Below are 24,019 nucleotides of genomic sequence, written 5' to 3' on the forward strand. Positions count from 1 at the left end.
TCTCCTAGAACCACTGGCCGAAGCGGCGGATATAGATCCGCTTCATGCCCTGCGCCACCAGGCAATAGCCGAACAGCGTTGCCGCCAGCCAGGGGAAATAGGCGAGCGGCAGCGGCACCAGACCGACCATCGCGCCGAGCGGCGAGAAGGGAATGGCGATGCCGAGCGCCATAATGGCGAAGGTGGTCAGCAGCACCGGCAGCGCCGCGCGGCTCTGAATAAAGGGGATCTTCTGCGTGCGCAGCATATGCACCACCAGCGTCTGCGACAGCAGGCCTTCAACGAACCAGCCGGACTGAAACAGCGACTGCGCGCCCGCGTGATTCGCGCCGAAGACGTACCACATCAGCGCGAAGGTGGTGATATCGAACAGCGACGAGGTCGGCCCCATCCACAGCATAAAGCGGCGGATATTGCCGGCATCCCATTTGCGCGGCTTGCGCAGGAACTCCGGGTCCATTTTGTCCCAGGGCAGCGCCAGCTGGGAGATGTCATACATCAGGTTCTGCAGCAGCAGATGAATCGACAGCATCGGCAGAAACGGAATAAAGGCGCTGGCGATCAACACGGAAAAGACGTTGCCGTAGTTGGAGCTGGCGGTCATGTTCAGATACTTAATGATATTGCCGAAGGTTTCGCGCCCTTTCAGCACGCCCGCTTCCAGCACGCGCAGATCTTTCTCCAGCAGAATAATGTCGGAGGACTCTTTGGCGATATCCGCCGCGCTGTCGACCGAAATTCCCACGTCGGCGTCGCGCAGCGCCGGGGCGTCGTTGATGCCATCGCCGAGGAAGCCGACCGTATGGCCGTTCTGCTGGAACAGCCGCACCAGCCGCGCTTTCTGCGGCGGCGTCAGCCTGGCGAACAGGCTGCTGCGCTCGGCGGCCTGCGCCAGCTCGCTGTCGCTCATCGCCTCGATCTCATCGCCGGTCAGCATGCCGCTGGCGTCCAGCCCCACATCACGACAGATGCGCGCGGTGATTGTCGGGTTATCGCCGGTCAGCACCTTCACCGCCACGCCGCTGGCGCGCAGCGCCTTAATCGCTTCGCCTGCGCTCGCCTTCGGCGGATCGAGGAAAGTCAGCATCCCTTCCAGCGTCAGCTCGCGCTCCTCCGCCTGCGTCAGCGGCAGCGCGATATCCCCTTTGCGCGTCGCCACCAGCAGCACGCGGAAGCCCTGCTGGTTATAGGTTTCGGCCAGCTTTTGCAGCGCCGCCCGCCGCGCCGCGCAGAGCGGCACGCATTCGCCATTGACGCGTACGCGGGTTGATACGGCGAGCATCTCCTCAACGGCGCCTTTGCACACCAGCAGCGAGTCGCCCTGCTGCAGATCGGCCATCAGCACCGACAGTCGACGCCGCGCAAAATCGAAAGGCAGCTCATCCTGTTTGTGATAGCGGCTGCGCTGCGCCTCGCTGATGCGTCGCGCGCCCGCGCGCACCACCGCCCGATCCATCGGGTTTTTGCCGCCCGTCTGGCTGCTGCTGTTCAGCCAGCCGAGCAGCAGCACGCCTTCATCCTCTTCGCCGTCGCAGTTGAGGACGTGCGACAGCTGGATCTCATCCTGCGTCAGCGTGCCGGTTTTATCGGTGCAGAGCAGATCCATCGCGCCGAGGTTCTGGATGGCGTTAAGGCGTTTAACGATCACTTTGCGGCGCGCCATCGCCATTGCGCCTTTCGCCAGGTTCGAGCTGACGATCATCGGCAGCATCTCCGGCGTCAGCCCCACGGCGACGGCCAGCGCGAACAGCGCGGCGTCGGTCCAGTCGCCTTTGCTGAAGCCGTTAATTAACAACACCACCGGCACCATAATCAGCATAAAGCGGATCAGCAGCATGCTGACGCTGTTGACGCCGCGGTCAAACGCGGTCTGAGCGCGGCTGCCGACCAGCGACTTCGCCAGCGAGCCGAAGTAAGTCTGACTGCCGGTCGCCACCACCACGGCGCAGGCGCTGCCGCCTGAGACGCTGGCGCCCATCAGGCAGATGTTGTCCTGTTCCAGCAGGCTTTTGCCCGCCGACCGACCGCTGCTGCTTTTCGCCGCCACCTCGGCGCTGAGATCGACCTTCTCGACCGGCAGCGACTCGCCCGTCAGCACCGCCTGACTCACGCAGAGATCGCGCGAGCGGATCAGACGCACGTCGGCAGGCACCAGATCCCCGGCGCTGAGCAGTACGATATCGCCAGGCACCAGCTCGCGCATGGCGATCTCCTGCGGCGCGCCGTCGCGCATCGCGGTGGCCGTGGTGCGCACCAGCGACTTCAGCGCCTGGGCGGCGCGGTTGGTGCGAAACTCCTGCCAGAAACGCAGCAGCGCGCTCAGCGTCACCATGGTGCAGATGATGATTACGCCGGTAAGATCGCCCTCGTCCCCAGCGCGCAGCGGCAGCCAGTAGTCGGTGAAAAAGCTTACCGCCGCCAGCGCCAGCAGCACGTAGATAAAGGGGTTGTGAAAGGCCATCAGCAGCTGCAGCAGCGCAGGTGGCGCTTTCTCCTGCGCCACCTCGTTAGGGCCGAACTGCGCCAGACGGCGTTCCGCTTCCTGCTGGCTCAGCCCGTCTGCCTGGCTGTGCAAGTGGGCCAGCGTCGCCTCGACCGTGCGCTCGGCTTCCTGCTCGATTAAATAATGTTTTGCGCCGCTTTGCGCGGCGCGGCGGCTATTTTTCGCCAGCGTCTGGCTATCAAGTTTTAATTCAGACATGGTGATTTCTCCCTGTAACAGGCAAAGCAATCCCGGCACGCGAAGTCAGGCGTGCGTAATCAAAGAAAATATTTAAGGGGGGTGCGTAGCGTGACGGGCGAATAAGCCGCAGGCGCGAACCGCTCGCCGCAATTATCTCTCGACGCGGTGAGAAGGCGCAGGCGCAGGGCGCAGCCGGTCAGCTACGCGAGCGAGGTGGAGGAAAAAGCGCGTGAGTGAAAAACAGCATAACAATCGCCCTGCAATAAATAGCGTTTTCAGGGAGCAATCGTTATTAAAAGAGGATCGCTGCCCGCCGGATGGCAAGCAGCATGGAAATTCAGCTTGCCAGTGTCAGTAACCAAATCGAATGACTGTCCAAGTGAATTCTCCAGTAGAAAGTTGCCGCTATTATAAGCGCGGCGAAAAAAGGATAAAGAATAAATTAAGGCTAAATAGGCTTCGTTGAGGTTCTGTTTCTCTATACTGACTTAACACCGCTTTGCGTCTCTTATAACCAGAGCGCTACTCTTATAACCTTTCTGCATAAGGTTAGCCAATAATAGACTATTCTTCCTTTAAGCCCTCTCGTACACTCGCGTGACTACTTTATAAGGCAAGGAATTACCATGAAAAAAACCGCTGCTTCCCTGTTGGCGCTTTCGCTGACCGCCGCCTTTGCCGCGCAGGCCGCCACGCCCAAAGATACCCTGGTTATCGCTCAGTCTATCGATGACGCCGACAGCTTCGATCCCGCCAAAGGGTTTGAACTCACCAGCGTGCAGGCCTTTACCAATCTTTATCAGCGCCTGGTCCAGTCCGATCCGCAAAACCCGACGGATCTGAAACCGACGCTCGCCAGCAGCTGGCAGCCGGGCAGCGATAACCGCAGCCTGACCTTCGAACTGCGCAAAGACGCTAAATTCTCCAGCGGCAATCCGCTGCGCCCGGAAGATGTTATCTTCTCGCTGGGCCGGGTGGTGAAGCTCAACCTCGATCCCTCTTTTATTCTGACGCAGCTCGGCTGGACCAAAGAGAACGTCGATACTTTCCTGAAGAAAGTCGACGACAACCACGTGCAGATCAGCTGGACCGCCAACGTTAGCCCGACCTACGTGCTGAGCCTGCTCTCCGCGCCGGTCTCCTCTATCGTCGATGAAAAAACCGTCATGGCGAACGCGAAGAACGGCGATCTGGGCAACGGCTGGCTGGCGACAAACTCCGCGGGCAGCGGCCCCTATCAGATCCGCAAAGTGGTGCTGCATCAGGTGGTACTGCTGAGCGCCAACCCGACCTCGCCGGCCGGCGCGCCGAAGCTGAAAAACGTGCTGATTAAAAACGTGCCGGAACCGGCGGCGCGCCGTCTGCTGCTGGAGCAGGGCGATGCGGATATCGCGCGTAACCTCGGCGCCGATCAGATCGCCGCGCTGAAAGGCAAGGCGGGCGTGAAGACGGAAGCGTACCCGATGGCGTCGCTCTACTACATTCAGTTCAACGTCGGCGGCAACGAGACTCTGAAGAACCCGGCGCTGTGGGAAGCGGCGCGCTACCTGTTCGACTATAAGGGCATCGCCAACGACCTGCTGAAAGGCCAGTTCGACGTGCATCAGACCTTCCTGCCGAAAGGCTTCCTCGGCGCGGTCAACGATACCCCTTACAGCTACGATCCTGAAAAGGCGAAGGCGATTCTGCAGAAAGCGGGCCTGACCAACGTCAGCTTCGATCTCTCCACCAGCAACCAGCCGCCCTACCTCGATATCGCCCAGGCGCTGCAGGGCAGCTTCGCCAAAGGCGGCGTGAAGATCAACGTCCAGCCGGGCCTGAGCTCGGAAGTTTCCACCAGCGTGAAGGCGCATAAGTATCAGGCGACGCTGAACGCCTGGGGCGCGGACTACTTCGACCCCAACACCAACGCCGCCTCATTCGCCTATAACCCGGAAGATGGCAGCAAAACCATCGCATACCGCTCCGACTGGCATATTCCCGAGCTGAACAAGCAGGTGCTGGCGGCGACCGCGGAGAGCGATCCGCAGAAACGCGTGGCGCTCTACAAAGCGATGCAGGAATCGGTGCTGAAAAACTCGCCGTACGTGATCGGCCTGCAGGCGCGCAACCTGGTCGCGCTGCGCGATAACCTGAAAGGCTACGTGCAGGGCATCAACCCTGACATGGTCTACTACTCGCAGGTCAGCAAATAATGGCGCAGTCAGCCTCGGAGGCCGGGTTCGCCCGGCAGCTCTGGCCGCGCCTGTCGCGGCTGGCCGCCAGCCTGCTGTCGCTGCTGGTGACGCTGCTTGGGCTGCTGGCCTTTACCTTTATGCTGTCGCACCTCTCGCCGGTGGATCCGGTGCAGCAGATCGCCGGCGATCACGCCAGCGAAGCGACCTATACGCAGGTGCGCCACGAGCTGGGGCTGGATCAGCCGGTGCTGGTGCAGTTCTGGCGCTACCTCGAACATCTGGCGCGCGGCGATCTCGGTCTTTCCCATCTGACGAATCAGCCGGTGGCGAACGATCTGATGCAGACCTTTCCCGCGACGATTGAGCTGGCGACCTGCTCGATGATTTTCGCCGCCCTGTTCGGCGTCAGCCTGGCGCTGCTCGCCGCCTGGAAGCCAGGCAGCGTGATCGACAACGTGGCGCGCTTCGTCTCCCTGCTCGGCTACTCGGTGCCGGTGTTCTGGCTCGGCCTGCTCGGGCTGCTGCTGTTTTACGCCGTGCTGCACTGGTCGGCAGGGCCGGGGCGGCTCGACGATCTCTACGTCTATACGCTGGAGCCGAAAACCGGCTTCGTGCTGATCGACAGCTGGCTCTCCGGCGATCGCGAGATGTTCCGCAACGCCATCGCCCACCTCTGGCTGCCGGTGGTGATCCTCGGCCTGCTGGCGATGGCGGGCATTACCCGTCTGCTGCGCGCCGCGCTGCTGGAAGAGAGCAGCAAAGAGTATGTGACGCTGGCGCGCGCCAAAGGCGCCGGTCGCGGCCGCATTCTGCTGCGCCATATTTTTCCCAACGTGCTGGGCACGCTGGTGACGGTGATCGCCCTCTCCTACGCCACGCTGCTGGAGGGCTCGGTGCTGACCGAGACCGTCTTCGCCTGGCCGGGCGTCGGACGCTACATGACCAACGCGCTCTTCTCGGCCGACGTACCGGCCATCCTCGGCTCTACGCTGCTGATCGGCGCCTGCTTCATACTGCTGAACGCCCTGGCGGACGCCCTAACCTGGTTAACCGATCCGAGAACCCGATGACGCAACAACTCTCTGAACTCGAAACCGTGCGGCCGCGCCGCCGTCGCCGTCGCGTCACCTCGCTGACCATCGGCCTGACGCTGGTGGCGGTGCTGGTGCTGACCGCCCTGCTTGCGCCGCTGCTGGCGCCGTTCGATCCTAATATGCAGACCATATCGGCGCGCCTGCTGCCGCCGTCGGCGCAGCACTGGTTCGGCACTGACGGCTTCGGCCGCGATCTGCTGTCGCGCGTGATCTACGGCGCGCGCCCGACGCTATTGCTGGTGTCGCTGATCCTGGTGCTGACCATCCCGGTCGGCCTGCTGGTCGGCATTACCGCCGGTTACGTTGGCGGCTGGACGGAGCGCGTGCTGATGCGCATTACCGATATCTTTCTTTCGCTGCCGAATCTGGTGATCGCGCTGGCGCTGGTGGCGATGCTCGGCCCTGGCCTGATGAACGGCGCGCTGGCGCTGGCGCTCACCAGCTGGCCGCCCTTCGCCCGCCAGGCGCGCGCCGAAACCCTGGCGCTGCGCCGCAGCGACTATCTGGCCGCCGCGCGGATGCAGGGCATCACCGGCCTGCGCCTGATGTTCGGCCATATTCTGCCGCTCTGTCTGCCCACCGCCGTGGTGCGCGCCGCGCTCAGCCTCGGCGGCATTATTCTCTCCGCCGCCGGCCTCGGCTTCCTCGGCATGGGCGTGCAGCCGCCGACCGCCGAATGGGGTTCGATGGTGGCGGAAGGCAGCAAAGTGATCTTCGACCAGTGGTGGGTCGCCGCCGCCCCCGGCGCGGCGATTCTGTTCGCCAGCCTGGCCTTTAACCTGACAGGCGACGGCCTGCGCGACCGACTGGATACCCGCCATGCCAAATGATCTGTTACTTAACGCCGAATCGCTGAGCATCCGCAGCGACGACGCGCTGCTGGTGGACGACATCAGCTTCCGCATCGGCCGCGAGCGCGTGGCGCTGGTGGGCGAGTCGGGCTCCGGCAAGTCGCTGACCGCGCGCTCGCTGATGGGGCTGCTCTCCCCTGCGCTGCATCTGCACGCGCAGAAACTGGAGGTAGCCGGTCACGACGCGCTGCGCCTGAGCGAAAAAGCCTGGAGCGCGCTGCGCGGCGATACGGTGGCGATGGTGATGCAGGACCCGAAATATGCGCTTAACCCGACGCGCACCATCGGCTGGCAGGTCGAGGAGCCGCTGCTGCTGCACCGCCGCCTGAGCCGCAGCGAGCGCAAAGAGAAAGTGTGCGAGATGCTCGACGCCGTGGGCCTGCCGCAGCCGCGTCAGCTGATGCAGCGCTATCCGCACCAGCTCTCCGGCGGCATGGGCCAGCGCGTGATGCTGGCGATCGCGCTGATTACCGATCCCGCCTTTTTGATCGCCGACGAGCCGACCTCGGCGCTCGATCACGCCATGCGCGATCAGGTGCTGGCGCTGATCCGTCGCCTGGTCGAGGCGCGCAATATGGGTCTGCTGCTGATCAGCCACGATCTGCAGCAGGTCTCTGAACACTGCGAGCGCGTGATGGTGATGTACAAAGGCCGCGTGCTCGATACGCTGCCCGCCGCCGATCTGCCGCGCGCCACCCACCCCTATACGCGCACGCTCTGGTCGTGCCGTCCGAGCAAAGCGACCCACGGCCAGCCGCTGCCGGTGCTGGATCGCGCCGCGCTGGAGGCGAATCATGATTAATCTTCAGCGGCTGAGCGTCGCGCACAAGCAGGGCTATGAGCTGCGCACCGTGGTGCACGAGGTCGATTTGCAGGTCAACGCCGGCGAGTGCTTCGGCCTGGTGGGCCCTTCCGGCTGCGGCAAGTCGTCGCTACTGTGGGTGATGGCCGGGCTGAATCCGCACTGGCAGGGAAAAATGGCGCTGGCGGGCAGCGACGTCGCGCCGGGCAAGCCCTTTACCGGCCAGCTGCGCCGCGACGTGCAGATGGTGTTTCAGGATCCCTACGCCTCGCTGCATCCGCGCCACCGCCTGCGCCGCACCCTGGCGGAGCCGCTGAAGCTGCTGCGCCGCGACAGCATCGACGACCGCATCGATCAGGGCTTTCGCCATGTCGGGCTCGATCCGGCGCTGGCGGAGCGCTATCCGCACCAGCTTTCCGGCGGCCAGCGCCAGCGCGTGGCGATCGTGCGCGCGCTGCTGCTGGAGCCGAAGATCCTGCTGCTGGATGAGCCGACCTCGGCGCTCGATATGTCGGTACAGGCGGAGATCCTTAACCTGCTGAACGATCTCAAGCGCGACGACGGTTTGACGATGGTGCTGGTCAGCCACGATCCCGACGTGATCGACCATATGTGCGATCGCGCCGCGCGCATGGCGCAGGGGCGCATCGTCGAGCAGATCGGCGCATAAAGCTTCGCGCGAGCTGGCGCGCCTTGTGCGCTATACTCGCGCGAAATCTGTCTGCAAAGAGGTGACCATGACGGTTAAGCTACGCCCGCTGGAGCGGGAAGATCTGCACTTCGTTCATCAGCTGGATAACAACGCCAGCGTCATGCGCTACTGGTTCGAGGAGCCCTACGAGGCCTTTGTCGAACTCTCCGATCTCTATAACAAGCATATTCACGATCAGAGCGAACGCCGCTTCGTCGTGGAGCACGACGGCCTGAAAGCCGGACTGGTGGAGCTGGTGGAGATCAACCACGTGCATCGCCGCGCCGAGTTTCAGATCATTATCGATCCGGCGCATCAGGGCAAAGGGCTGGCGAGCCAGGCGGCAAAGCTGGCGATGGAGTACGGTTTTTCAGTGCTGAATCTCTACAAGCTCTATCTGATCGTCGATCAGGAGAATGAGAAGGCGATTCACATCTACAGCAAGCTGGGATTTGAGACGGAAGGGGTGCTGAAGCACGAGTTCTTTATCAACGGCGAGTATCGCAATACCATCCGCATGTGCATTTTTCAGCATCAGTTTCTGGAAAGGTTCCGCTCAGGCGGCGCGATGGTGAAACCCACCGCGCAGTAGTCGCCGCTAGCCGCGCGCGCCGACCGGATTCAGGAAGGGCCGCGGATGTTCCGGCTGGAGGTTGTACATTCCGCCGTTAAAGGGATCGACCAGCAGCCAGCCGGGAAAACCGCCCAGCGGAATATTGCCCAGCAGATACCAGAGATTCGCTTTGCCTTCGATCGGCAGCGTCACCGGCACGTAGCCCGGACTCTCCAGCATCACCTGATAGTGCTTCTTGCCGAAATAGCGGCCGGTCGACTTCGCCAGCTCGACGGTTTGCGGCGTATAGCCCTCCGCCACCGAACGTCCATCCTCATCCTGTACGGTAAAGCGCGCGCCCTGCGGCAGCGAGTCGATGCGCACCGCCTGGGTCGACGAGCCGACAATCGAGGCGCAGCCGCTAAGCAGCAGCGCGGCGGCAAGGATAAGAAGTGGCTGTTTCATGAAGGGATCCGCTTAAGAGTCAGAAAGGGCAGTGTAAACCGCCCTTGCGTGGTTAATCGCCCTATCATCGCCTGTTTTCTGCGCTTTATTGCGGTTGACAGCCGTGCGCAATCGCCGCGATATCCTGCGGCGTGGTGCGGCAGCAGCCGCCGATCAGCCGTGCGCCGGCGGCGCGCCACTCGGGCAGCCTGTCGCGCAGCGTGCAGCCCGACGGCGCGGAGTGCCAGCTTTTGCTGACGGCGTCATACTGCTCGCCGGAGTTGGGATAGACCACCAGCGGCTTGCTGGTCAGCGTCTGCAGCTGCTGGAGCGCCGGCGTCGCCTGCTCCAGCGCGACGCAGTTGATGCCCAGCGCGACAATCTGCGGCTGCGCCTGCAGGAAAGCCGCCACCTCGCGCAGCGGCGTGCCGTCGCTGATGTGCGTCGCGTCGCGCAGCGTAAAGGAGAACCAGGCCTGCGCCTCGGGAAACTCCGCCAGCAGCGCGGTCAGCGCCCGCGCTTCGGCAAACGAGGGCAGCGTTTCGCACGCCAGCAGATCGGCGCCCGCCGCCAGCAGCGCCTGCACGCGCGGACGATGAAACGCCTTCATCTCGTCCTCCGGCAGCGCATAGTCGCCGCGATATTCCGCGCCGTTGGCGAGAAAGGCGCCGTACGGCCCGACCGAGCCCGCCACCAGCAGCGCGGCCTGACAGCCGCTTGCGGCGCGGTAGTCGTCGCGCGCGCGCCGCGCCAGCTCAACGCTGCGGGCGATTAACTGCAGCGACTGCGCCTCGTCCAGCCCGCGCGCGGCGAAGCCCTGCGGCGTCGCCTGATAGCTGGCGGTGATGGCGACGCGCGCCCCGGCGGCGAAATAGTCGTAGTGCACCTGATAGATCAGCTCAGGGTTTTCCATCAGCACCTTCGCGGACCAGAGGGCGTCCGCCAGGTTGCAGCCGCGCGCCTCAAGTTCGGTCGCCAGCGCGCCGTCAAGAATCAGCATGTCGCTTTCAGCCAGCGCCTGCGCCACGGAATTATGCGGCATCTTTGGCCTCCTCAGCCTGGGATTTTCTATGGGTGACAGCGTAAACCGCATAGCAGAGCAGCACAAAGGGAATGCCGCACCAGAGCGCAATGCGCTGCGAAGGATCGAACGCCAGCCCGACGCACGCCAGCAGACAGAGGGCGAAGCCCAGTATCGGCGTCAGCGGATAGAACGGCGCGCGGTAGAGCAGCTCGCCCAGCGCCCTGCCCTGCGCCAGATGACGGCGGCGGAACATATAGTGCGACGCGCAGATGCTGAGCCAGACGGCGACCACCGCAAAGCCGGAGATGGCCGACAGCGCGACGAACACCGTGTCCGGCGCGATCACGCTGGAGAGCAGTGCCAGTACGCCGCCCAGCATGCTGACGGTGATCGCCAGCTGCGGCACGCCGCGTTTATTGACGCGGGCAAAGCAGCGCGGCAGCGTCTTTTCATTCGCCAGCGACCAGAGCATGCGTCCCGAGGCGTAGAGCCCGGAGTTCGCCGCTGAAAGGATCGCCGTGAGGATCACGAAGTTAACCATATCGGCCGCGTAAGGAATGCCGATCTTCTCGAACACCACCACGAAGGGGCTTTTGACGATGCCCGCCTGATCCATCGGGATCAGCGCCGCCAGCACCAGCACCGTGCCGACAAAGAAGATGATCAGCCGCGCCACCGTAGTGCGGATCGCCAGCGGCAGCACCTTCTGCGGATTTTCGGTTTCGCCTGCGGCGATGCCGATCAGCTCGGTGCCGGAGAAGGCGAAGTTAACCGCCACCATGGTCATGATAATTGGCAGAATACCGTGCGGCAGCCAGCCGTGCTGGGTGAGATTGCCCAGTCCCGGCGCGGCGCTGCCGTCTTTCAGCGGGATAAAGCCGAACATCGCCGCCGCGCCCAGCACGATAAAGGCGATGATGGTGACCACCTTGATCAGCGAGAACCAGAACTCCCCTTCGGCGAAGAAGCGCGTGGAGATGATATTCAGTAAGTAGATGGCGACGCAGAACAGCAGACACCAGATCCATATCGGCACCTGGGGAAACCAGTACTGCATGCAGAAGCCCGCGGCGGTAAAGCTGGAGCCGAGCGCCACCGTCCAGGTGAGCCAGTAAAGCCAGGCGACGGTGTAGCCGGTAGCTGGGCTGAGGTAGCGCGCTGCGTAGACGTGAAAGGCGCCGGTTTCCGGCATCGCCACCGACAGCTCGCCGAGACAGACCATCACCAGCCAGACCACCAGCGCGCCGATCAGGTAGGCGAGCAGCGTGCCCGCCGCGCCGGTGGTGGAAATGATATAGCCGGTATTAAAAAACAGCCCGGTGCCGATAACGCCGCCCAGCGATAGCATCACCAGATGGCGCGTTTTCATCGTGCGCTTGAATTGTTCCCGTGAAGGGGTTTCCTGCTCGCTCATCTTTTCATCCATATGGACGTCTAAACATCTATATGGCAGGTTTATACGCGTCGCCGCCGGGAATTGCAACGTGATAAAAGATAAGGTTTTGCTAAAAAAACGCCGTGCCCCGCGCTGACGGGGCTGGCCGTGGTCAGCCGAAGACGCTCTGCAGGTAGCGCTCCAGCGCAACGCGCGAACTGAATCCGTGGGGAATGCCGTAGTGCTCCTGCGACTCGCCCGCCAGATAGAGCGGAAACCGCGTGTAGTGATCGCAGGTCTTCATCTCTGACGCCGGTTCGGCGAACGGCTGACTCTTCTCTTTTAGCGTGGGGTGGATCACCAGCGCCGTGCGTCCCATACGGGCTTCGCGGTTAACATAGACATAGCTGTCGCCACGGCGATAGCCGTAAGCTTTGGGCGTGACCTCGTCTACTTCAAATCCCGCCTTCTCCAGAACGCGCGCTACCTCATCGGGTCGTAAATACATGCTCTCTCCTCTCTTCTTTCAAGCCTCGCAACCTTACAACAGCACGCCGCCGTGCGGCTTTCGGAATTTCCCTAAACCCCGGATGTGCCGATGCGTTTATCTGCGCATCGTCTACACTCAGTATTACGTTTAAAATCAAAGGGAGCGAAAAAATGTTTAATCGAACCACTAAAAACGATGACATTGATGTTAACCAGGATGTGAACGATCTCGCGGATTCGCTGGAAGCGCTGCTGAAATCCTACGGCAGCGAAGCGAAAGATGAGGTGGACTCTGCGCGCAGCCAGGCGCAGGCGCTGCTGAAGCAGACGCGCGCGAAACTGAACGGCGGTCATAATCGCGTTTCGCAGGCGGCACGCGACGCAGGCTATCAGGTCGATGCCTACGTGCACGACAAACCCTGGCACGGCGTCGGCATCGGCGCCGCGGTTGGTCTGGTATTAGGCGCGCTGCTGGTCGGCCGCCGCTAATCTCGTCAGAATCCTCAAGGCCTCGCGCAAGCGGGGCTTTTTTTTGCCTTTTTTCAGCCTCGACGTCTTTACAAAATTCTTTCCGCTGCCCCGATCCCCATGCCGCCTGACGTTAGCCGTTTTTTGCCGATCTTTTGCCGAAAACCCTATATATAGCGTGCTTGAATTTTTACAACGCTATATCTAGTATTCCTTCTATCAACCAGACACAAGATGCGAGCCGCGACGTTGTCCTGAAATAAGAGCATCGTCTGCGGTTTACCCCACCTGGCCCATGACTTAATGGAAATACGAATCATGCGCATTATTATTTACACTAAAGATAACTGTGTCCAGTGCAACGCGACTAAGAACGCGATGGATCGTCGCGGCCTCGCCTATCAGCTGATTAATCTCGACGCGCAGCCTGAAGCCGCCGACAAACTGAAAGCGCTCGGCTATCGCCAGGTGCCGGTGGTGATGGCGGACAGCGACCACTGGAGCGGCTTCCGTCCAGACAAGATCGCCGCTCTGCGCCAGCCTGTGGCGGCAGGAGAGTAGCGCCATGTTTCCACTGGTCTACTTCTCCAGCCAGTCGGAAAACACCCATCGGTTTATTACCCGTCTGGGTCTGCCGGCGCGGCGCATTCCGCTCGATCTGGCCGCGCGCCTGCAGCAGCGCCAGCCCTATATTCTGGTGGTGCCCAGCTATGGCGGCGGCGGCAGCCGCGGCGCGGTGCCCAGACAGGTTATTCACTTTCTTAATGATGAATCGAACCGGCGCGGCATTCGCGGCGTGATCGCCGCGGGCAACCGCAATTTCGGCGAGGCTTACTGCCTGGCGGGCGACATCATCGCGCAAAAATGCCAGGTTCCCGTGCTCTACCGCTTGGAGCTGATGGGAACGCCGGACGACATCGCCACGGTTAAAGCGGGAGTAACCCAATTTTGGCAACAACAGACACCCTCAATGGCGTAACGCTCGACTATCATGCGCTGAACGCCATGCTGAACCTCTACGATGCCGATGGCCGCATCCAGTTCGGCAAAGATCGCGAGGCGACGCGCCAGTTCTTTCTGCAGCACGTCGCGCCGAACACCCTCGCTTTCAGCAGCGCGGCGGAGCGCCTGCGCTATCTGGTCGAAGAAGGTTATTACGAAGCGGCGGTGCTGAATCAGTACGACTTCGACTTTCTGTGCCGTTTTCATGACGAGGCGGCGGCCTGGGGCTTTGAATTTAAAACCTTTCTCGGCGCGTGGAAGTTCTACACCAGCTATACGCTGAAGAGCTTCGACGGCAAACGCTATCTGGAGACCTTCGAACAGCGCGCCTGCATGGTGGCGCTGACGCTGGCGCAGGGCAGCGAGACGCTGGCGCGATCGCTGCTGGAAGAGATGCTGAGCGGCCGCTTTCAGCCTGCGACGCCGACCTTCCTGAACTGCGGCAAACAGCAGCGCGGCGAGCTGGTCTCCTGCTTCCTGCTGCGCATCGAAGACAATATGGAGTCGATCGGCCGCGCGGTGAATTCCGCGCTGCAGCTCTCCAAGCGCGGCGGCGGCGTGGCGTTTCTGCTCTCTAACCTGCGCGAAAACGGCGCGCCGATCAAACGCATCGAGAACCAGTCGTCGGGCGTGATTCCGGTGATGAAGATGCTGGAGGACGCCTTCTCCTACGCCAATCAGCTTGGCGCGCGTCAGGGCGCGGGCGCGGTGTGGCTCAACGCGCATCATCCCGACATCCTGCGCTTTCTCGATACCAAACGGGAAAACGCCGACGAGAAGATCCGCATCAAGACGCTGTCGCTCGGCGTGGTGATCCCCGATATCACCTTTCAGCTGGCGAAAGAGAACCGCCAGATGGCGCTCTTTTCCCCCTACGACGTCGAGCGCATTTACGGCCAGGCGTTCGGCGATATCAGCATCAGCGAGAAGTATGAGGAGATGGTGGCGGACGACCGCATCCGTAAGCGCTGGATCCAGCCGCGCGACTTCTTCCAGACGCTGGCGGAGATCCAGTTCGAGTCCGGCTATCCCTACATCATGTATGAGGACAGCGTGAACCGCAGCAACCCGATCGCCGGCCGCATCAATATGAGCAACCTCTGCTCGGAGATTTTGCAGGTCAACAGCGCCAGCGAGTTCAACGAGGACCTCAGCTACCGCCGCGTCGGCAAGGATATCTCCTGCAACCTCGGCTCGCTGAATATCGCGCACGCCATGGATTCGGGCGATCTGGCCAATACCGTGGCGGTGGCGGTGCGCGCGCTGACGGCGGTCTCCGATATGAGCCATATCGGCTCGGTGCCGTCGGTGGCCGAAGGCAACCAGCGCTCGCACGCCATCGGTCTGGGCCAGATGAACCTGCACGGCTATCTGGCGCGGGAGGGGATCGCCTACGGGTCGCCGGAGGCGCTCGATTTTACCAATCTCTATTTCTACTGCGTCACCTGGCACGCGCTGCGCACCTCGAATCAGCTGGCGCGCGAGCGCGGGCAGCGCTTCGACGGCTTCGAGCGCTCGGCCTACGCCAGCGGCGCTTACTTCGACAAGTATGTCGAGCGCGACTGGCTGCCGCGCACCGAGCGGGTAGCGCGCCTGTTCGCCGAGGCGGGAATTGCCCTGCCGACGCGCGCCGACTGGCAGGCGCTGCGCGAAGCGGTGATGGCGCACGGGTTATATAACCAGAACCTGCAGGCGATTCCGCCGACCGGCTCTATCTCCTATATCAACCACGCCACCTCGAGCATCCACCCGATCGTGTCGCGCATTGAGATCCGCAAAGAGGGCAAAACCGGACGCGTTTATTATCCCGCGCCCTTCCTTACCAACGAGAACCTCGACCTCTATCAGGATGCGTACCAGATCGGGCCGGAAGCGATTATCGACACCTATGCCGAAGCGACGCAGCATGTCGATCAGGGCCTGTCGCTGACGCTCTTCTTCCGCGACGACGTCACCACCCGCGACATCAACAAAGCGCAGATTTATGCCTGGAAGAAAGGCATCAAAACGCTTTACTACATTCGACTGCGCCAGATGGCGCTACAGGGCACGGAGGTGCAGGGCTGCGTTTCCTGCGCCCTGTGATGAAAACTATGCGACTACAACAGATTCAGGCGATTAACTGGAACCGTCTTCAGGACGAGAAAGATCTTGAGGTGTGGAACCGTCTCACCAGCAACTTCTGGCTGCCGGAAAAGGTGCCGCTGTCGAACGATCTACCCGCCTGGCAGACGCTGGACAGCCAGCAGCAGCAGCTCACGATTCGGGTCTTTACCGGGCTGACGCTGCTCGACACCATTCAAAACGTGATCGGCGCGCCGGGCCTGATGCCGGACGCGCTGACGCCGCACGAAGAGGCGGTGCTCTCCAATATCAGCTTTATGGAGGCGGTGCACGCGCGCTCCTACAGCTCGATCTTCTCCACGCTCTGCAACACCAGCGACGTCGACGCCGCCTATCAGTGGAGCGAGGAGAACGAGGCGCTGCAGAACAAGGCGCGCATTATTCTGCAGCACTACCGCGCCGAGGATCCGCTGAAGAAAAAGATCGCCAGCGTGTTTCTCGAGTCATTTCTCTTTTACTCCGGCTTCTGGCTGCCGATGTACTGGTCAAGCCGCGGCAAGCTGACCAATACCGCCGATCTCATTCGGCTGATCATCCGCGACGAAGCGGTGCACGGCTACTACATCGGCTATAAGTATCAGCAGGCGCTGGAGAAGGTTGATGACGCGCGCAAAGAGGCGCTGCAGCAGTTCGCCTACGATCTGCTGCTGGCGCTGTATGACAACGAGGTCGCCTATACCGAAGCGCTCTACGCCGACGTTGGCTGGGCGGAAGAGGTGAAGACCTTTCTGCACTACAACGCCAATAAGGCGCTGATGAACCTGGGCTATGAGGCGCTGTTTCCGGCGGAACTCACCGCGGTGAATCCGGCGATTCTCGCCGCCCTTTCGCCCAACGCCGATGAAAATCACGATTTCTTCTCCGGCTCCGGCTCCTCCTATGTGATGGGCAAAGCGGTAGAAACCGAAGACGAAGACTGGGACTTTTAATCGCCCTGCGTCGGGCCCGTCGCGGCCCGACACTATTATTTTTTCCGCACCGCTGGCTGCCGGTTATTTCGCAAAAACGCCTTTTTTATTTCGCCCTCCATTCCCTTTAAAAAGAGTTTAATTGCCTCTTTTCAGCATGTTCTTTTCTGACAATTTTGCCGCTGACGGCGTCAAATCGCCATAAATCGGCATCGCGCCGGCAAAAAATTATTTTGCCCTCATCCCTTGTGAGCACTGGAAATTCTGCCGCCCGCGCCGTTTCTTTCGCAATGAATATCGCCATTCAGGGTTGTCAGATAGTGTCAGTATGTTACGGTATGACCCGCGTAAATTTGACCAGGAAAGCTGAACTTCAAAATAATTTAACCAGGATTTCATCACTGCATGGCAATTAAACTTGAAGTAAAAAATCTTTATAAAATATTTGGGGACAATCCCGACCGCGCGTTTAAATATATTGAAAAAGGGGAAAGCAAAGAGACAATACTGGCGAAGACCGGTTTGTCGCTGGGCGTCAAAAACGCCAGTCTGGCCATTGAAGAAGGCGAGATATTCGTCATCATGGGACTTTCCGGCTCTGGAAAATCAACCATGGTTCGCCTTCTCAATCGTCTGATTGAGCCCACACGGGGCCAGGTAATTATTGACGGCGTCGATATCGCCAGAATATCTGACAGCGAACTGCGCGAGGTGCGCAGAAATAAGATCAGCATGGTCTTTCAGTCATTTGCGCTGATGCCGCATATGAACGTGCTAAATAATACCGCTTTCGGCATGGAATTAGCCGGCGTGCCGCTGGCGGAACGTCAGGAAAAAGCGCTGGACGCGCTGCGTCAGGTCGGGCTGGAAAATTACGCCCACGCTTATCCCGACGAACTTTCCGGCGGTATGCGTCAGCGCGTGGGATTAGCGCGTGCGCTGGCGATCAATCCCGATATTTTGCTGATGGACGAAGCATTTTCCGCGCTCGATCCGCTGATCCGCACCGAAATGCAGGACGAGCTGGTTAAGCTGCAGGCGAAACATCAGCGCACCATTATTTTTATTTCCCACGATCTCGACGAAGCGATGCGCATCGGCGACCGCATCGCCATTATGCAGGGCGGCGAAGTGGTGCAGGTCGGCACGCCGGACGAAATTCTGAATAACCCGGCCAACGACTATGTGCGCACCTTCTTCCGCGGCGTCGATATCAGCCACGTCTTCAGCGCGAAAGATATCGCCCGCCGCAGCGCAGGCTCGCTGATCCGCAAAGCGCCCGGCTTCGGCCCGCGCTCCGCTATCAAGCTGCTGCAGGATGAGGATCGCGAATTCGGCTATGTGCTGGAGAAGCAGAAGTTTATCGGCGTGGTTTCGACCGACTCGCTGAAAGCGGCGCTGGCGGCGGGCGAAGGGCTGGATAGCGCCCTGCTCGACGCGCCGGCCGCCGTTCCCTCCGATACCTCGCTGAACGATCTGCTCGGCCACGTCGCGCACGCGCCCTGCGCCGTGCCGGTGGTGGGCGAAGAGAATCAGTACGTCGGCATCATTTCCAAAGGCATGTTGTTACGCGCTTTAGATCGTGAGGGAGCTTCGTCATGAGTGAACAGAACAGTAATCCATGGGATAGCGCGAGCGCCGCGCCCCAGACAGACGCCGCGCAGGCGAGCAGCGATCCCTGGTCCGGCGCGGGGGATGCCGCCGCGCCGCACGCCGCGCCAGCCAGTCAGGGCGCTGACGCCTGGGGCACGCCCGACGGCGGCGCCGCCCATGACGCCGCCGCCAGCGGCAGCGACTGGCTGAGCAGCGCCCCGGCGCCGCAGCCGGAGCATTTTAATCTGCTCGATCCCTTTCATAAAACGCTGATCCCGCTCGATCGCTGGGTAACCGAAGGCATCGACTGGGTGGTAAATCACTTCCGTCCGCTGTTTCAGGGCGTGCGTGTGCCGGTGGACTATATCCTGAGCGCTTTTCAGCAGCTGCTGCAGAGCCTGCCTGCGCCGGTAGCGATTGTGGTGTTCGCCCTGATCGCCTGGCAGATCGCCAGCCCGGCGATGGGCGTCGCGACGCTGATCTCGCTGGTGCTGATCGGCGCCATCGGCGCCTGGTCGCAGGCGATGGTGACGCTGGCGCTGGTGCTGACCGCGCTGCTGTTCTGCATCGTCATCGGGCTGCCGCTCGGCATCTGGCTGGCGCGCAGCGAGCGCGCGAGCCGTATCATCCGGCCGCTGCTGGACGCGATGCAGACCACGCCGGCGTTTGTTTATCTGGTGCCGATCGTCATGCTGTTCGGCATCGGCAACGTGCCCGGCGTGGTGGTGACCATTATTTTCGCCCTGCCGCCGATGGTGCGCCTGACGATCCTCGGCATCAAGCAGGTGCCTGCCGATCTGATCGAGGCCAGCGAGTCCTTCGGCGCCAGCCCGCGTCAGATGCTGTTTAAAGTGCAGCTGCCGCTGGCGATGCCGACCATTATGGCAGGCGTCAACCAGACGCTGATGCTGGCGCTGTCGATGGTGGTGATCGCCTCGATGATCGCCGTCGGCGGGCTCGGCCAGATGGTGCTGCGCGGCATCGGCCGTCTCGATATGGGTCTGGCCACCGTGGGCGGCGTCGGCATCGTGATCCTCGCCATTATCCTTGACCGTCTTACTCAGTCCGTAGGTCGCGACGGCCGCAGCCGCGGCAGCCGCCACTGGAGCCATACCGGCCCGGTCGGCCTGCTGACGCGCCCTTTCCGCAAATCCTGATTTTTTTCGGGCGGCCCGTCGCGGCTGCCCGCCTCGCAACGCCGACAATAAGGAATAACTATGCGCAAGACCGCACCTCTCCTCGCCGCCGTGCTGACCACGTTCGCCTTTTCCCAGGCTTCCGCCGCCGATCTGCCGGGTAAAGGCATCACCGTTAAGCCCGCGCAGAGCACTATCGCCGAAGAGGGCTTCCAGACGCTGCTGGTGAGCCGCGCGCTGGAAAAGCTGGGCTATACCGTCGAAAAGCCGAGCGAAATTGACTACAACGTCGCCTATACCTCTATCGCCGCCGGCGACCTCACCTTTGTCGCCACCAACTGGCAGCCGCTGCATGACGATATGTACAACGCCGCAGGCGGCGACAAGAAGTTTTACCGCGCAGGCACCTACGTCTCTGGCGCGGCGCAGGGTTATCTGATCGACAAGAAGACCGCCGAGCAGTATCACATCACCAATATCGCGCAGCTGAAAGATCCGAAAATCGCGCAGCTGTTCGACAGCAACGGCGACGGCAAAGCGGATATGACCGGCTGTACGCCTGGCTGGGGCTGCGAAGCGGTCATCAATCATCAGAACGCCGCGTTCGGCCTGAGCGACACCGTGACGGCCAATATGGGCAACTACTCGGCGATGGTCGCCGATACCCTGGCGCGCTTTAAGCAGGGCAAGCCGATCCTCTACTATACCTGGACGCCCTACTGGCTGAGCGACGTGCTGAAGCCGGGCCGCGATGTGGTGTGGCTGCAGGTGCCGTTCTCCTCGCTGCCGGGCGCGCAGAGCAAGGTCGACACCAAACTGCCGAACGGCGCCAACTACGGCTTCCCGGTCAATACTATGCATATCGTGGCTAACAAAGCCTGGGCGGAGAAGAACCCGGCGGCGGCGACGCTGTTTGCCGAGATGAAGCTGCCGATTACCGATATCAATGCGGAAAATGCGGCGATGCATGCCGGTCAGGCGTCTGAAGCGGATATTAACCGCCACGTTGACGGCTGGATCAACGCCCACCAGCAGCAGTTCGATCGCTGGATTCAGGACGCGCTCGCGGCCGCCAGATAAATCACGACTCACTCCAGGGGCAGTATGCGCTGCCCCTCTGCCCTCTCTCTTTTCCGCTGAACCGACTGGTACGTCCTGTCAAATTACACATCAGTGAAATAGTTTTTTGGGTTACTATTACCCGATTATGATTATTACTCGCTGCGCTCCTGATAAATGAATGCTCATCGCCATACGCTGACGCCTGCGCTGGTGTTGCTGATGTCTGTCGCCACAGGTCTTTCCGTGGCCAGCAACTACTATGTGCAGCCGCTGCTCAATACCGTCGCCCAGAACTTCAACCTCTCCGTCAGCATGGCGGGTTTTATCGTTACCACGGCGCAGCTTGGCTACGCCTGCGGTCTGCTGCTGCTGGTGCCGCTTGGCGATATGCTTGAGCGTCGCGCCCTGATCGTCGGCATGAGCCTGCTGGCGGCGGGCGGCATGGTGATGACCGCCACCTCCTCCTCTTTTACGCTGCTGCTGCTGGGCACGGTGCTGACCGGCCTGTTCTCGGTGGTGGCGCAGATCCTGGTGCCGCTCGCCGCGACGCTGGCGCCGCCGGAGAAGCGCGGCAAAATCGTCGGCACGGTCATGAGCGGTCTGCTGCTCGGCATTCTGCTGGCGCGTACCGCCGCGGGCGCGCTGGCGCAGCTGGGCGGCTGGCGCACCGTTTACTGGACCGCCAGCGTCCTGATGGCGCTGATGGCGCTGGCGCTGTGGCGCTTTCTGCCGCAGGTTAAGCCCACGGTGTCGCTGAACTATCCGCAGCTGCTGAAATCGATTTTCCAGCTCTACCGGGCAAATCGCGTGATTCGTACCCGCGCCTGGACCGGCTGTCTCTCTTTCGCCAACTTTAGCGTGCTCTGGACGTCGATGGCGTTTCTGCTCGCCTCGCCGCCTTACGGCTACTCTGAAGGGGAAATCGGCCTGCTGGGACTGGTCGGCGCGGCGGGCGCGCTGGCGGCGCGTCAGGCCGGATCGCTGGCGGATAAGGGCAAAGCCAGGCTCACCACCACGCTCGGCCTGCTGATTATGCTCGCCTCCTGGGGGATGACGGCGCTGGGCGCGCACTCTCTGGCCGCGCTGATTGTCGGCATTCTGCTGCTCGACCTGGCGGTTCAGGGGGTGCATATCACCAATCAGAGCGTGATCTATAGTCAGATGCCCGAGGCGCGCAATCGCCTTACCGCGGGCTACATGACCAGCTATTTTATCGGCGGCACCTTTGGTTCGGTGCTCTCCGCCAACGCTTTTCACGTTGCCGGCTGGTACGGCGTATGCGCCGCTGGCGTGGTGATGACGCTGCTCAACCTGCTGATTTGGTGGCGCGGTTACCGCTTCGAAACCCACTTAAGTAAGTAAATAAAATACCAAACATGTGATTGAGTCTGGTCACGAATGGTTAGTTTTGTTATGGTTAGCAACAAACCTATTCACACAAGTTATTTTTTCTTGCGAAATTATTTAGCAAAAAAAAAGTTTCTTCCCGTTTTAGATATCGTGCTCTGCGGCGACAAACGGCAGAGCGCGAGGGTTTCGTGCCCAGGGTCAGGGAGCGGCCTGGAACCACCTGATGACGACAGTGTGATCTTCTGAACAATTGCGCGGAGTAAAAATGACTACGCTTAATCTGTCACCATCGTTACTATATTAGTTGCAACTAGTGAGGTTTTTTTATAATGGAAAGTTCGTTTACTCCCATTGAACAGATGCTTAACATCCGCGCAAATCGCCACAAAGATTTCCCGCTGCACGAAATCATTCTGACGCGTCTGTGCATGCACATGCAGGGAAAGCTGCTGGAAAATCGCAATAAGATGTTAAAGGCGCAGGGAATTAACGAAACCTTATTCATGGCGTTGATTACGCTGGATGCGCAGGAAAACCAGAGCATTCAGCCCTCCGAGCTGAGCGCCGCGCTGGGTTCTTCACGCACCAACGCCACGCGCATCGCCGATGAACTGGAGAAACGCGGCTGGATCGAACGTCGCGAGAGCGATAACGATCGTCGCTGCCTCCATCTGCATCTCACCGAAAAAGGGAATGAGTTCCTGCGTCAGCTGCTGCCGCCTCAGCATCAGAGCCTGCAATATCTCTGGTCTTCGCTGTCGAACGACGAGAAATCGCAGCTGGAAGGCATCACGCGTAAATTGCTCAATCGTCTCGACAAAATGGACGAAGACCAGGTCATCGCCTCCCTCTCTCGCTAATAGCAAGAACTGCGACACAATCACCTGTCGAAACCGTTATTTTAATCCCCTTTTATCCGGCCAGCGCCTTGTCGCTGGCTTTTTTCGACTCGGGCTCCGTGAAAAGGGACGATCGCGCCCCGGCATATGAAACAGTTGGAGACAGAGATGAGTGCAACAGCGGAGGCGCAAAACCCGCAACAGCCAGCCCAAAAAAAGAAAACGCGTAAAAAAGTGCTGATTCTGCTGGCGCTGCTTTTTGTGCTGGCTGGCATCGCCTGGGGCGTTTACTGGTTCCTGGTGCTGCGGCATTTCCAGGAAACAGACGACGCTTACGTGGCCGGAAATCAGGTGCAGGTCATGGCGCAGGTGTCGGGCAGCGTTAACAAGGTCTGGTTTGACGATACCGATTTCGTGAAGAAAGGCGACGTGCTGGTTTCGCTGGATAAAACCGACGCCGAGCAGGCGTTTGAAAAAGCGCAGACCGCGCTGGCCACCAGCGTGCGTCAGACCCATCAGCTGATGATCAACGCCAGGCAGTATCAGGCGAGCATCGCGCTGCAGCAAACCGCGCTGGCGCAGGCGGAAGCGGATCTGAAACGCCGCGAGCCGCTGGGAGCCTCTAACCTGATTGGCCGTGAAGAGCTGCAGCACTCGCGCGACGCGGTCGCTACCGCGAAAGCGCAGCTCGACGTGGCGGTGCAGCAGTACAACGCCAACCAGGCGATGATCCTCAACACGTCGCTGGAGGAGCAGCCGGCGGTAAAACAGGCCGCCGCGGAACTGCGCGACGCCTGGCTGGCGCTGCAGCGTACCGATATTCGCAGCCCGATGGATGGCTACGTATCGCGCCGCAGCGTGCAGGTCGGCTCGCAAATCAGCACCAGCACCCCGCTGATGGCGGTGGTGCCCGCCACCAATCTGTGGATCGACGCTAACTTCAAAGAGACGCAGCTGGCCGGCGTGCGCATCGGACAGGACGCGACGGTGGTGGCCGATATCTACGGTGACGACGTGGTCTATCACGGCAAAGTGGTCGGCCTGGATATGGGCACCGGCAGCGCCTTCTCGCTGCTGCCTGCGCAGAACGCCACCGGCAACTGGATCAAAGTGGTTCAGCGTCTGCCGGTGCGTATCGAGCTTAACCAGGACGATATCGCGAAGCATCCGCTGCGTATTGGTCTGTCGACGCTGGTGAAAGTCGATACCACCAATAAAGACGGCAGCGCCCTCGCCACCAGCGTTCGTCAGCAGGCCGCCTATAGCAGCAATGCGCTGGCGATTGACCTGGCGCCGGTGAACCAGCTGATCACTGATATCGTTCGCGCCAACGCCGGATGATCACGCGGAGGCT

22 protein-coding genes are annotated in these 24,019 nt (G+C 61.1%); 17 read left to right on the plus strand and 5 right to left on the minus strand.

The features are described 5' to 3' along the window. Nucleotides 1-4: 4 nt before the first annotated feature. A complete protein-coding gene (gene mgtA, locus AC6I7Z_RS15060; protein ID WP_497814810.1) occupies nt 5-2,701 on the minus strand; it encodes a magnesium-translocating P-type ATPase in 2,697 nt (898 codons plus the stop codon). Between the two features lie 608 nt (nt 2,702-3,309). Here mgtA and AC6I7Z_RS15065 point away from each other — a divergent pair. From AC6I7Z_RS15065 to speG, 6 genes are all read left to right on the plus strand, one after another. Next, entirely contained in the window at nt 3,310-4,878 is a 1,569-nt protein-coding gene (locus AC6I7Z_RS15065; RefSeq protein WP_286871817.1) for an ABC transporter substrate-binding protein, read from the plus strand. Then, nucleotides 4,878-5,930: an ABC transporter permease gene (locus AC6I7Z_RS15070; RefSeq protein WP_497814811.1), complete on the plus strand. Its 1,053-nt coding sequence runs from the start codon at nt 4,878-4,880 to the stop codon at nt 5,928-5,930. The genes AC6I7Z_RS15065 and AC6I7Z_RS15070 overlap by 1 nt, the downstream gene beginning before the upstream one ends. Further along, nucleotides 5,927-6,784 (plus strand): ABC transporter permease, encoded by an 858-nt coding sequence (locus AC6I7Z_RS15075; protein WP_048786819.1) that lies wholly within the window; start codon nt 5,927-5,929, stop codon nt 6,782-6,784. Before AC6I7Z_RS15070 ends, AC6I7Z_RS15075 begins: the two co-directional genes overlap by 4 nt. After that, nucleotides 6,774-7,607, plus strand: coding sequence for an ABC transporter ATP-binding protein (locus AC6I7Z_RS15080; RefSeq protein WP_497814812.1), 834 nt, complete (start codon nt 6,774-6,776; stop codon nt 7,605-7,607). Before AC6I7Z_RS15075 ends, AC6I7Z_RS15080 begins: the two co-directional genes overlap by 11 nt. Continuing rightward, nucleotides 7,600-8,277 carry an ABC transporter ATP-binding protein gene (locus AC6I7Z_RS15085; RefSeq protein ID WP_048786815.1) on the plus strand — a complete coding sequence of 226 codons (678 nt, stop codon included), beginning with the start codon at nt 7,600-7,602 and terminating at the stop codon, nt 8,275-8,277. Before AC6I7Z_RS15080 ends, AC6I7Z_RS15085 begins: the two co-directional genes overlap by 8 nt. Before the next feature lie 67 nt (nt 8,278-8,344). After that, nucleotides 8,345-8,890, plus strand: coding sequence for a spermidine N1-acetyltransferase (gene speG, locus AC6I7Z_RS15090; RefSeq protein ID WP_497814813.1), 546 nt, complete (start codon nt 8,345-8,347; stop codon nt 8,888-8,890). 6 nt (nt 8,891-8,896) lie between these two features. Here the strand turns inward: speG and AC6I7Z_RS15095 are convergent, their stop codons facing one another. From AC6I7Z_RS15095 to AC6I7Z_RS15110, 4 genes are all read right to left on the minus strand, one after another. Next, nucleotides 8,897-9,316, minus strand: coding sequence for a hypothetical protein (locus tag AC6I7Z_RS15095; RefSeq protein ID WP_497814814.1), 420 nt, complete (start codon nt 9,314-9,316; stop codon nt 8,897-8,899). 85 nt (nt 9,317-9,401) lie between these two features. Continuing rightward, a complete protein-coding gene (gene mmuM / locus AC6I7Z_RS15100; RefSeq protein ID WP_497814815.1) occupies nt 9,402-10,337 on the minus strand; it encodes a homocysteine S-methyltransferase in 936 nt (311 codons plus the stop codon). Next, nucleotides 10,327-11,733, minus strand: a complete 1,407-nt coding sequence (gene mmuP, locus AC6I7Z_RS15105; RefSeq protein ID WP_497814816.1) for an S-methylmethionine permease — start codon at nt 11,731-11,733, stop codon at nt 10,327-10,329. The genes mmuM and mmuP overlap by 11 nt, the downstream gene beginning before the upstream one ends. Before the next feature lie 133 nt (nt 11,734-11,866). Next, the gene (locus tag AC6I7Z_RS15110; protein WP_048786806.1) at nt 11,867-12,202 is read right to left on the minus strand and encodes a DUF2002 family protein; all 336 of its coding nucleotides are present in this window, start codon (nt 12,200-12,202) and stop codon (nt 11,867-11,869) included. A gap of 152 nt (nt 12,203-12,354) precedes the next feature. On the opposite strand from AC6I7Z_RS15110, the gene AC6I7Z_RS15115 reads away from it, so the two are divergent. The 11 genes from AC6I7Z_RS15115 to emrA all read left to right on the plus strand — a co-directional run bounded on the left by AC6I7Z_RS15115 (nt 12,355) and on the right by emrA (nt 24,006). Further along, nucleotides 12,355-12,672 (plus strand): DUF883 family protein, encoded by a 318-nt coding sequence (locus tag AC6I7Z_RS15115; protein ID WP_434126991.1) that lies wholly within the window; start codon nt 12,355-12,357, stop codon nt 12,670-12,672. Between the two features lie 297 nt (nt 12,673-12,969). Then, nucleotides 12,970-13,212, plus strand: coding sequence for a redoxin NrdH (locus AC6I7Z_RS15120; RefSeq protein WP_497814817.1), 243 nt, complete (start codon nt 12,970-12,972; stop codon nt 13,210-13,212). Between the two features lie 4 nt (nt 13,213-13,216). Continuing rightward, on the plus strand, nt 13,217-13,630 hold the full coding sequence (nrdI, locus tag AC6I7Z_RS15125; RefSeq protein ID WP_497814818.1) for a class Ib ribonucleoside-diphosphate reductase assembly flavoprotein NrdI: 414 nt from the start codon (nt 13,217-13,219) through the stop codon (nt 13,628-13,630). Beyond that, the gene (gene nrdE / locus AC6I7Z_RS15130) at nt 13,600-15,738 is read left to right on the plus strand and encodes a class 1b ribonucleoside-diphosphate reductase subunit alpha (RefSeq protein WP_497814819.1); all 2,139 of its coding nucleotides are present in this window, start codon (nt 13,600-13,602) and stop codon (nt 15,736-15,738) included. The genes nrdI and nrdE overlap by 31 nt, the downstream gene beginning before the upstream one ends. A gap of 8 nt (nt 15,739-15,746) precedes the next feature. Further along, nucleotides 15,747-16,706, plus strand: a complete 960-nt coding sequence (gene nrdF / locus AC6I7Z_RS15135) for a class 1b ribonucleoside-diphosphate reductase subunit beta (RefSeq protein WP_497814820.1) — start codon at nt 15,747-15,749, stop codon at nt 16,704-16,706. 384 nt (nt 16,707-17,090) lie between these two features. Then, complete coding sequence (gene proV, locus AC6I7Z_RS15140; RefSeq protein ID WP_497814821.1) at nt 17,091-18,287, plus strand: glycine betaine/L-proline ABC transporter ATP-binding protein ProV; 1,197 nt, start codon at nt 17,091-17,093, stop codon at nt 18,285-18,287. After that, complete coding sequence (gene proW, locus AC6I7Z_RS15145; protein WP_497814822.1) at nt 18,284-19,435, plus strand: glycine betaine/L-proline ABC transporter permease ProW; 1,152 nt, start codon at nt 18,284-18,286, stop codon at nt 19,433-19,435. Before proV ends, proW begins: the two co-directional genes overlap by 4 nt. A 60-nt stretch (nt 19,436-19,495) precedes the next feature. Continuing rightward, complete coding sequence (gene proX, locus AC6I7Z_RS15150) at nt 19,496-20,494, plus strand: glycine betaine/L-proline ABC transporter substrate-binding protein ProX (protein WP_497814823.1); 999 nt, start codon at nt 19,496-19,498, stop codon at nt 20,492-20,494. 156 nt (nt 20,495-20,650) lie between these two features. Then, a complete protein-coding gene (locus tag AC6I7Z_RS15155) occupies nt 20,651-21,838 on the plus strand; it encodes an MFS transporter (protein WP_497814824.1) in 1,188 nt (395 codons plus the stop codon). Between the two features lie 317 nt (nt 21,839-22,155). Then, complete coding sequence (gene mprA / locus AC6I7Z_RS15160) at nt 22,156-22,686, plus strand: transcriptional repressor MprA (RefSeq protein WP_033754123.1); 531 nt, start codon at nt 22,156-22,158, stop codon at nt 22,684-22,686. Between the two features lie 147 nt (nt 22,687-22,833). Further along, entirely contained in the window at nt 22,834-24,006 is a 1,173-nt protein-coding gene (gene emrA, locus AC6I7Z_RS15165) for a multidrug efflux MFS transporter periplasmic adaptor subunit EmrA (protein ID WP_497814825.1), read from the plus strand. Nucleotides 24,007-24,019: the final 13 nt, after the last annotated feature.

Source organism: Pantoea sp. X-Soil-MYKO-1289, assembly GCF_059730625.1.

Coding starts and splice junctions, on each gene's coding strand:
- nrdI (WP_497814818.1), top strand. CDS start 13,217: ATGTTTCCACTGGTCTACTTCTCCAGCCAGTCGGAAAACACCCATCGG.
- AC6I7Z_RS15075 (WP_048786819.1), top strand. CDS start 5,927: ATGACGCAACAACTCTCTGAACTCGAAACCGTGCGGCCGCGCCGCCGT.
- AC6I7Z_RS15080 (WP_497814812.1), top strand. CDS start 6,774: ATGCCAAATGATCTGTTACTTAACGCCGAATCGCTGAGCATCCGCAGC.
- AC6I7Z_RS15070 (WP_497814811.1), top strand. CDS start 4,878: ATGGCGCAGTCAGCCTCGGAGGCCGGGTTCGCCCGGCAGCTCTGGCCG.
- mmuP (WP_497814816.1), bottom strand. CDS start 11,733: ATGAGCGAGCAGGAAACCCCTTCACGGGAACAATTCAAGCGCACGATG.
- mgtA (WP_497814810.1), bottom strand. CDS start 2,701: ATGTCTGAATTAAAACTTGATAGCCAGACGCTGGCGAAAAATAGCCGC.
- speG (WP_497814813.1), top strand. CDS start 8,345: ATGACGGTTAAGCTACGCCCGCTGGAGCGGGAAGATCTGCACTTCGTT.
- AC6I7Z_RS15065 (WP_286871817.1), top strand. CDS start 3,310: ATGAAAAAAACCGCTGCTTCCCTGTTGGCGCTTTCGCTGACCGCCGCC.
- mmuM (WP_497814815.1), bottom strand. CDS start 10,337: ATGCCGCATAATTCCGTGGCGCAGGCGCTGGCTGAAAGCGACATGCTG.
- proX (WP_497814823.1), top strand. CDS start 19,496: ATGCGCAAGACCGCACCTCTCCTCGCCGCCGTGCTGACCACGTTCGCC.
- AC6I7Z_RS15085 (WP_048786815.1), top strand. CDS start 7,600: ATGATTAATCTTCAGCGGCTGAGCGTCGCGCACAAGCAGGGCTATGAG.
- proV (WP_497814821.1), top strand. CDS start 17,091: ATGGCAATTAAACTTGAAGTAAAAAATCTTTATAAAATATTTGGGGAC.
- nrdF (WP_497814820.1), top strand. CDS start 15,747: ATGCGACTACAACAGATTCAGGCGATTAACTGGAACCGTCTTCAGGAC.
- AC6I7Z_RS15110 (WP_048786806.1), bottom strand. CDS start 12,202: ATGTATTTACGACCCGATGAGGTAGCGCGCGTTCTGGAGAAGGCGGGA.
- AC6I7Z_RS15095 (WP_497814814.1), bottom strand. CDS start 9,316: ATGAAACAGCCACTTCTTATCCTTGCCGCCGCGCTGCTGCTTAGCGGC.
- AC6I7Z_RS15115 (WP_434126991.1), top strand. CDS start 12,355: ATGTTTAATCGAACCACTAAAAACGATGACATTGATGTTAACCAGGAT.
- AC6I7Z_RS15155 (WP_497814824.1), top strand. CDS start 20,651: ATGAATGCTCATCGCCATACGCTGACGCCTGCGCTGGTGTTGCTGATG.
- AC6I7Z_RS15120 (WP_497814817.1), top strand. CDS start 12,970: ATGCGCATTATTATTTACACTAAAGATAACTGTGTCCAGTGCAACGCG.
- proW (WP_497814822.1), top strand. CDS start 18,284: ATGAGTGAACAGAACAGTAATCCATGGGATAGCGCGAGCGCCGCGCCC.
- emrA (WP_497814825.1), top strand. CDS start 22,834: ATGAGTGCAACAGCGGAGGCGCAAAACCCGCAACAGCCAGCCCAAAAA.
- mprA (WP_033754123.1), top strand. CDS start 22,156: ATGGAAAGTTCGTTTACTCCCATTGAACAGATGCTTAACATCCGCGCA.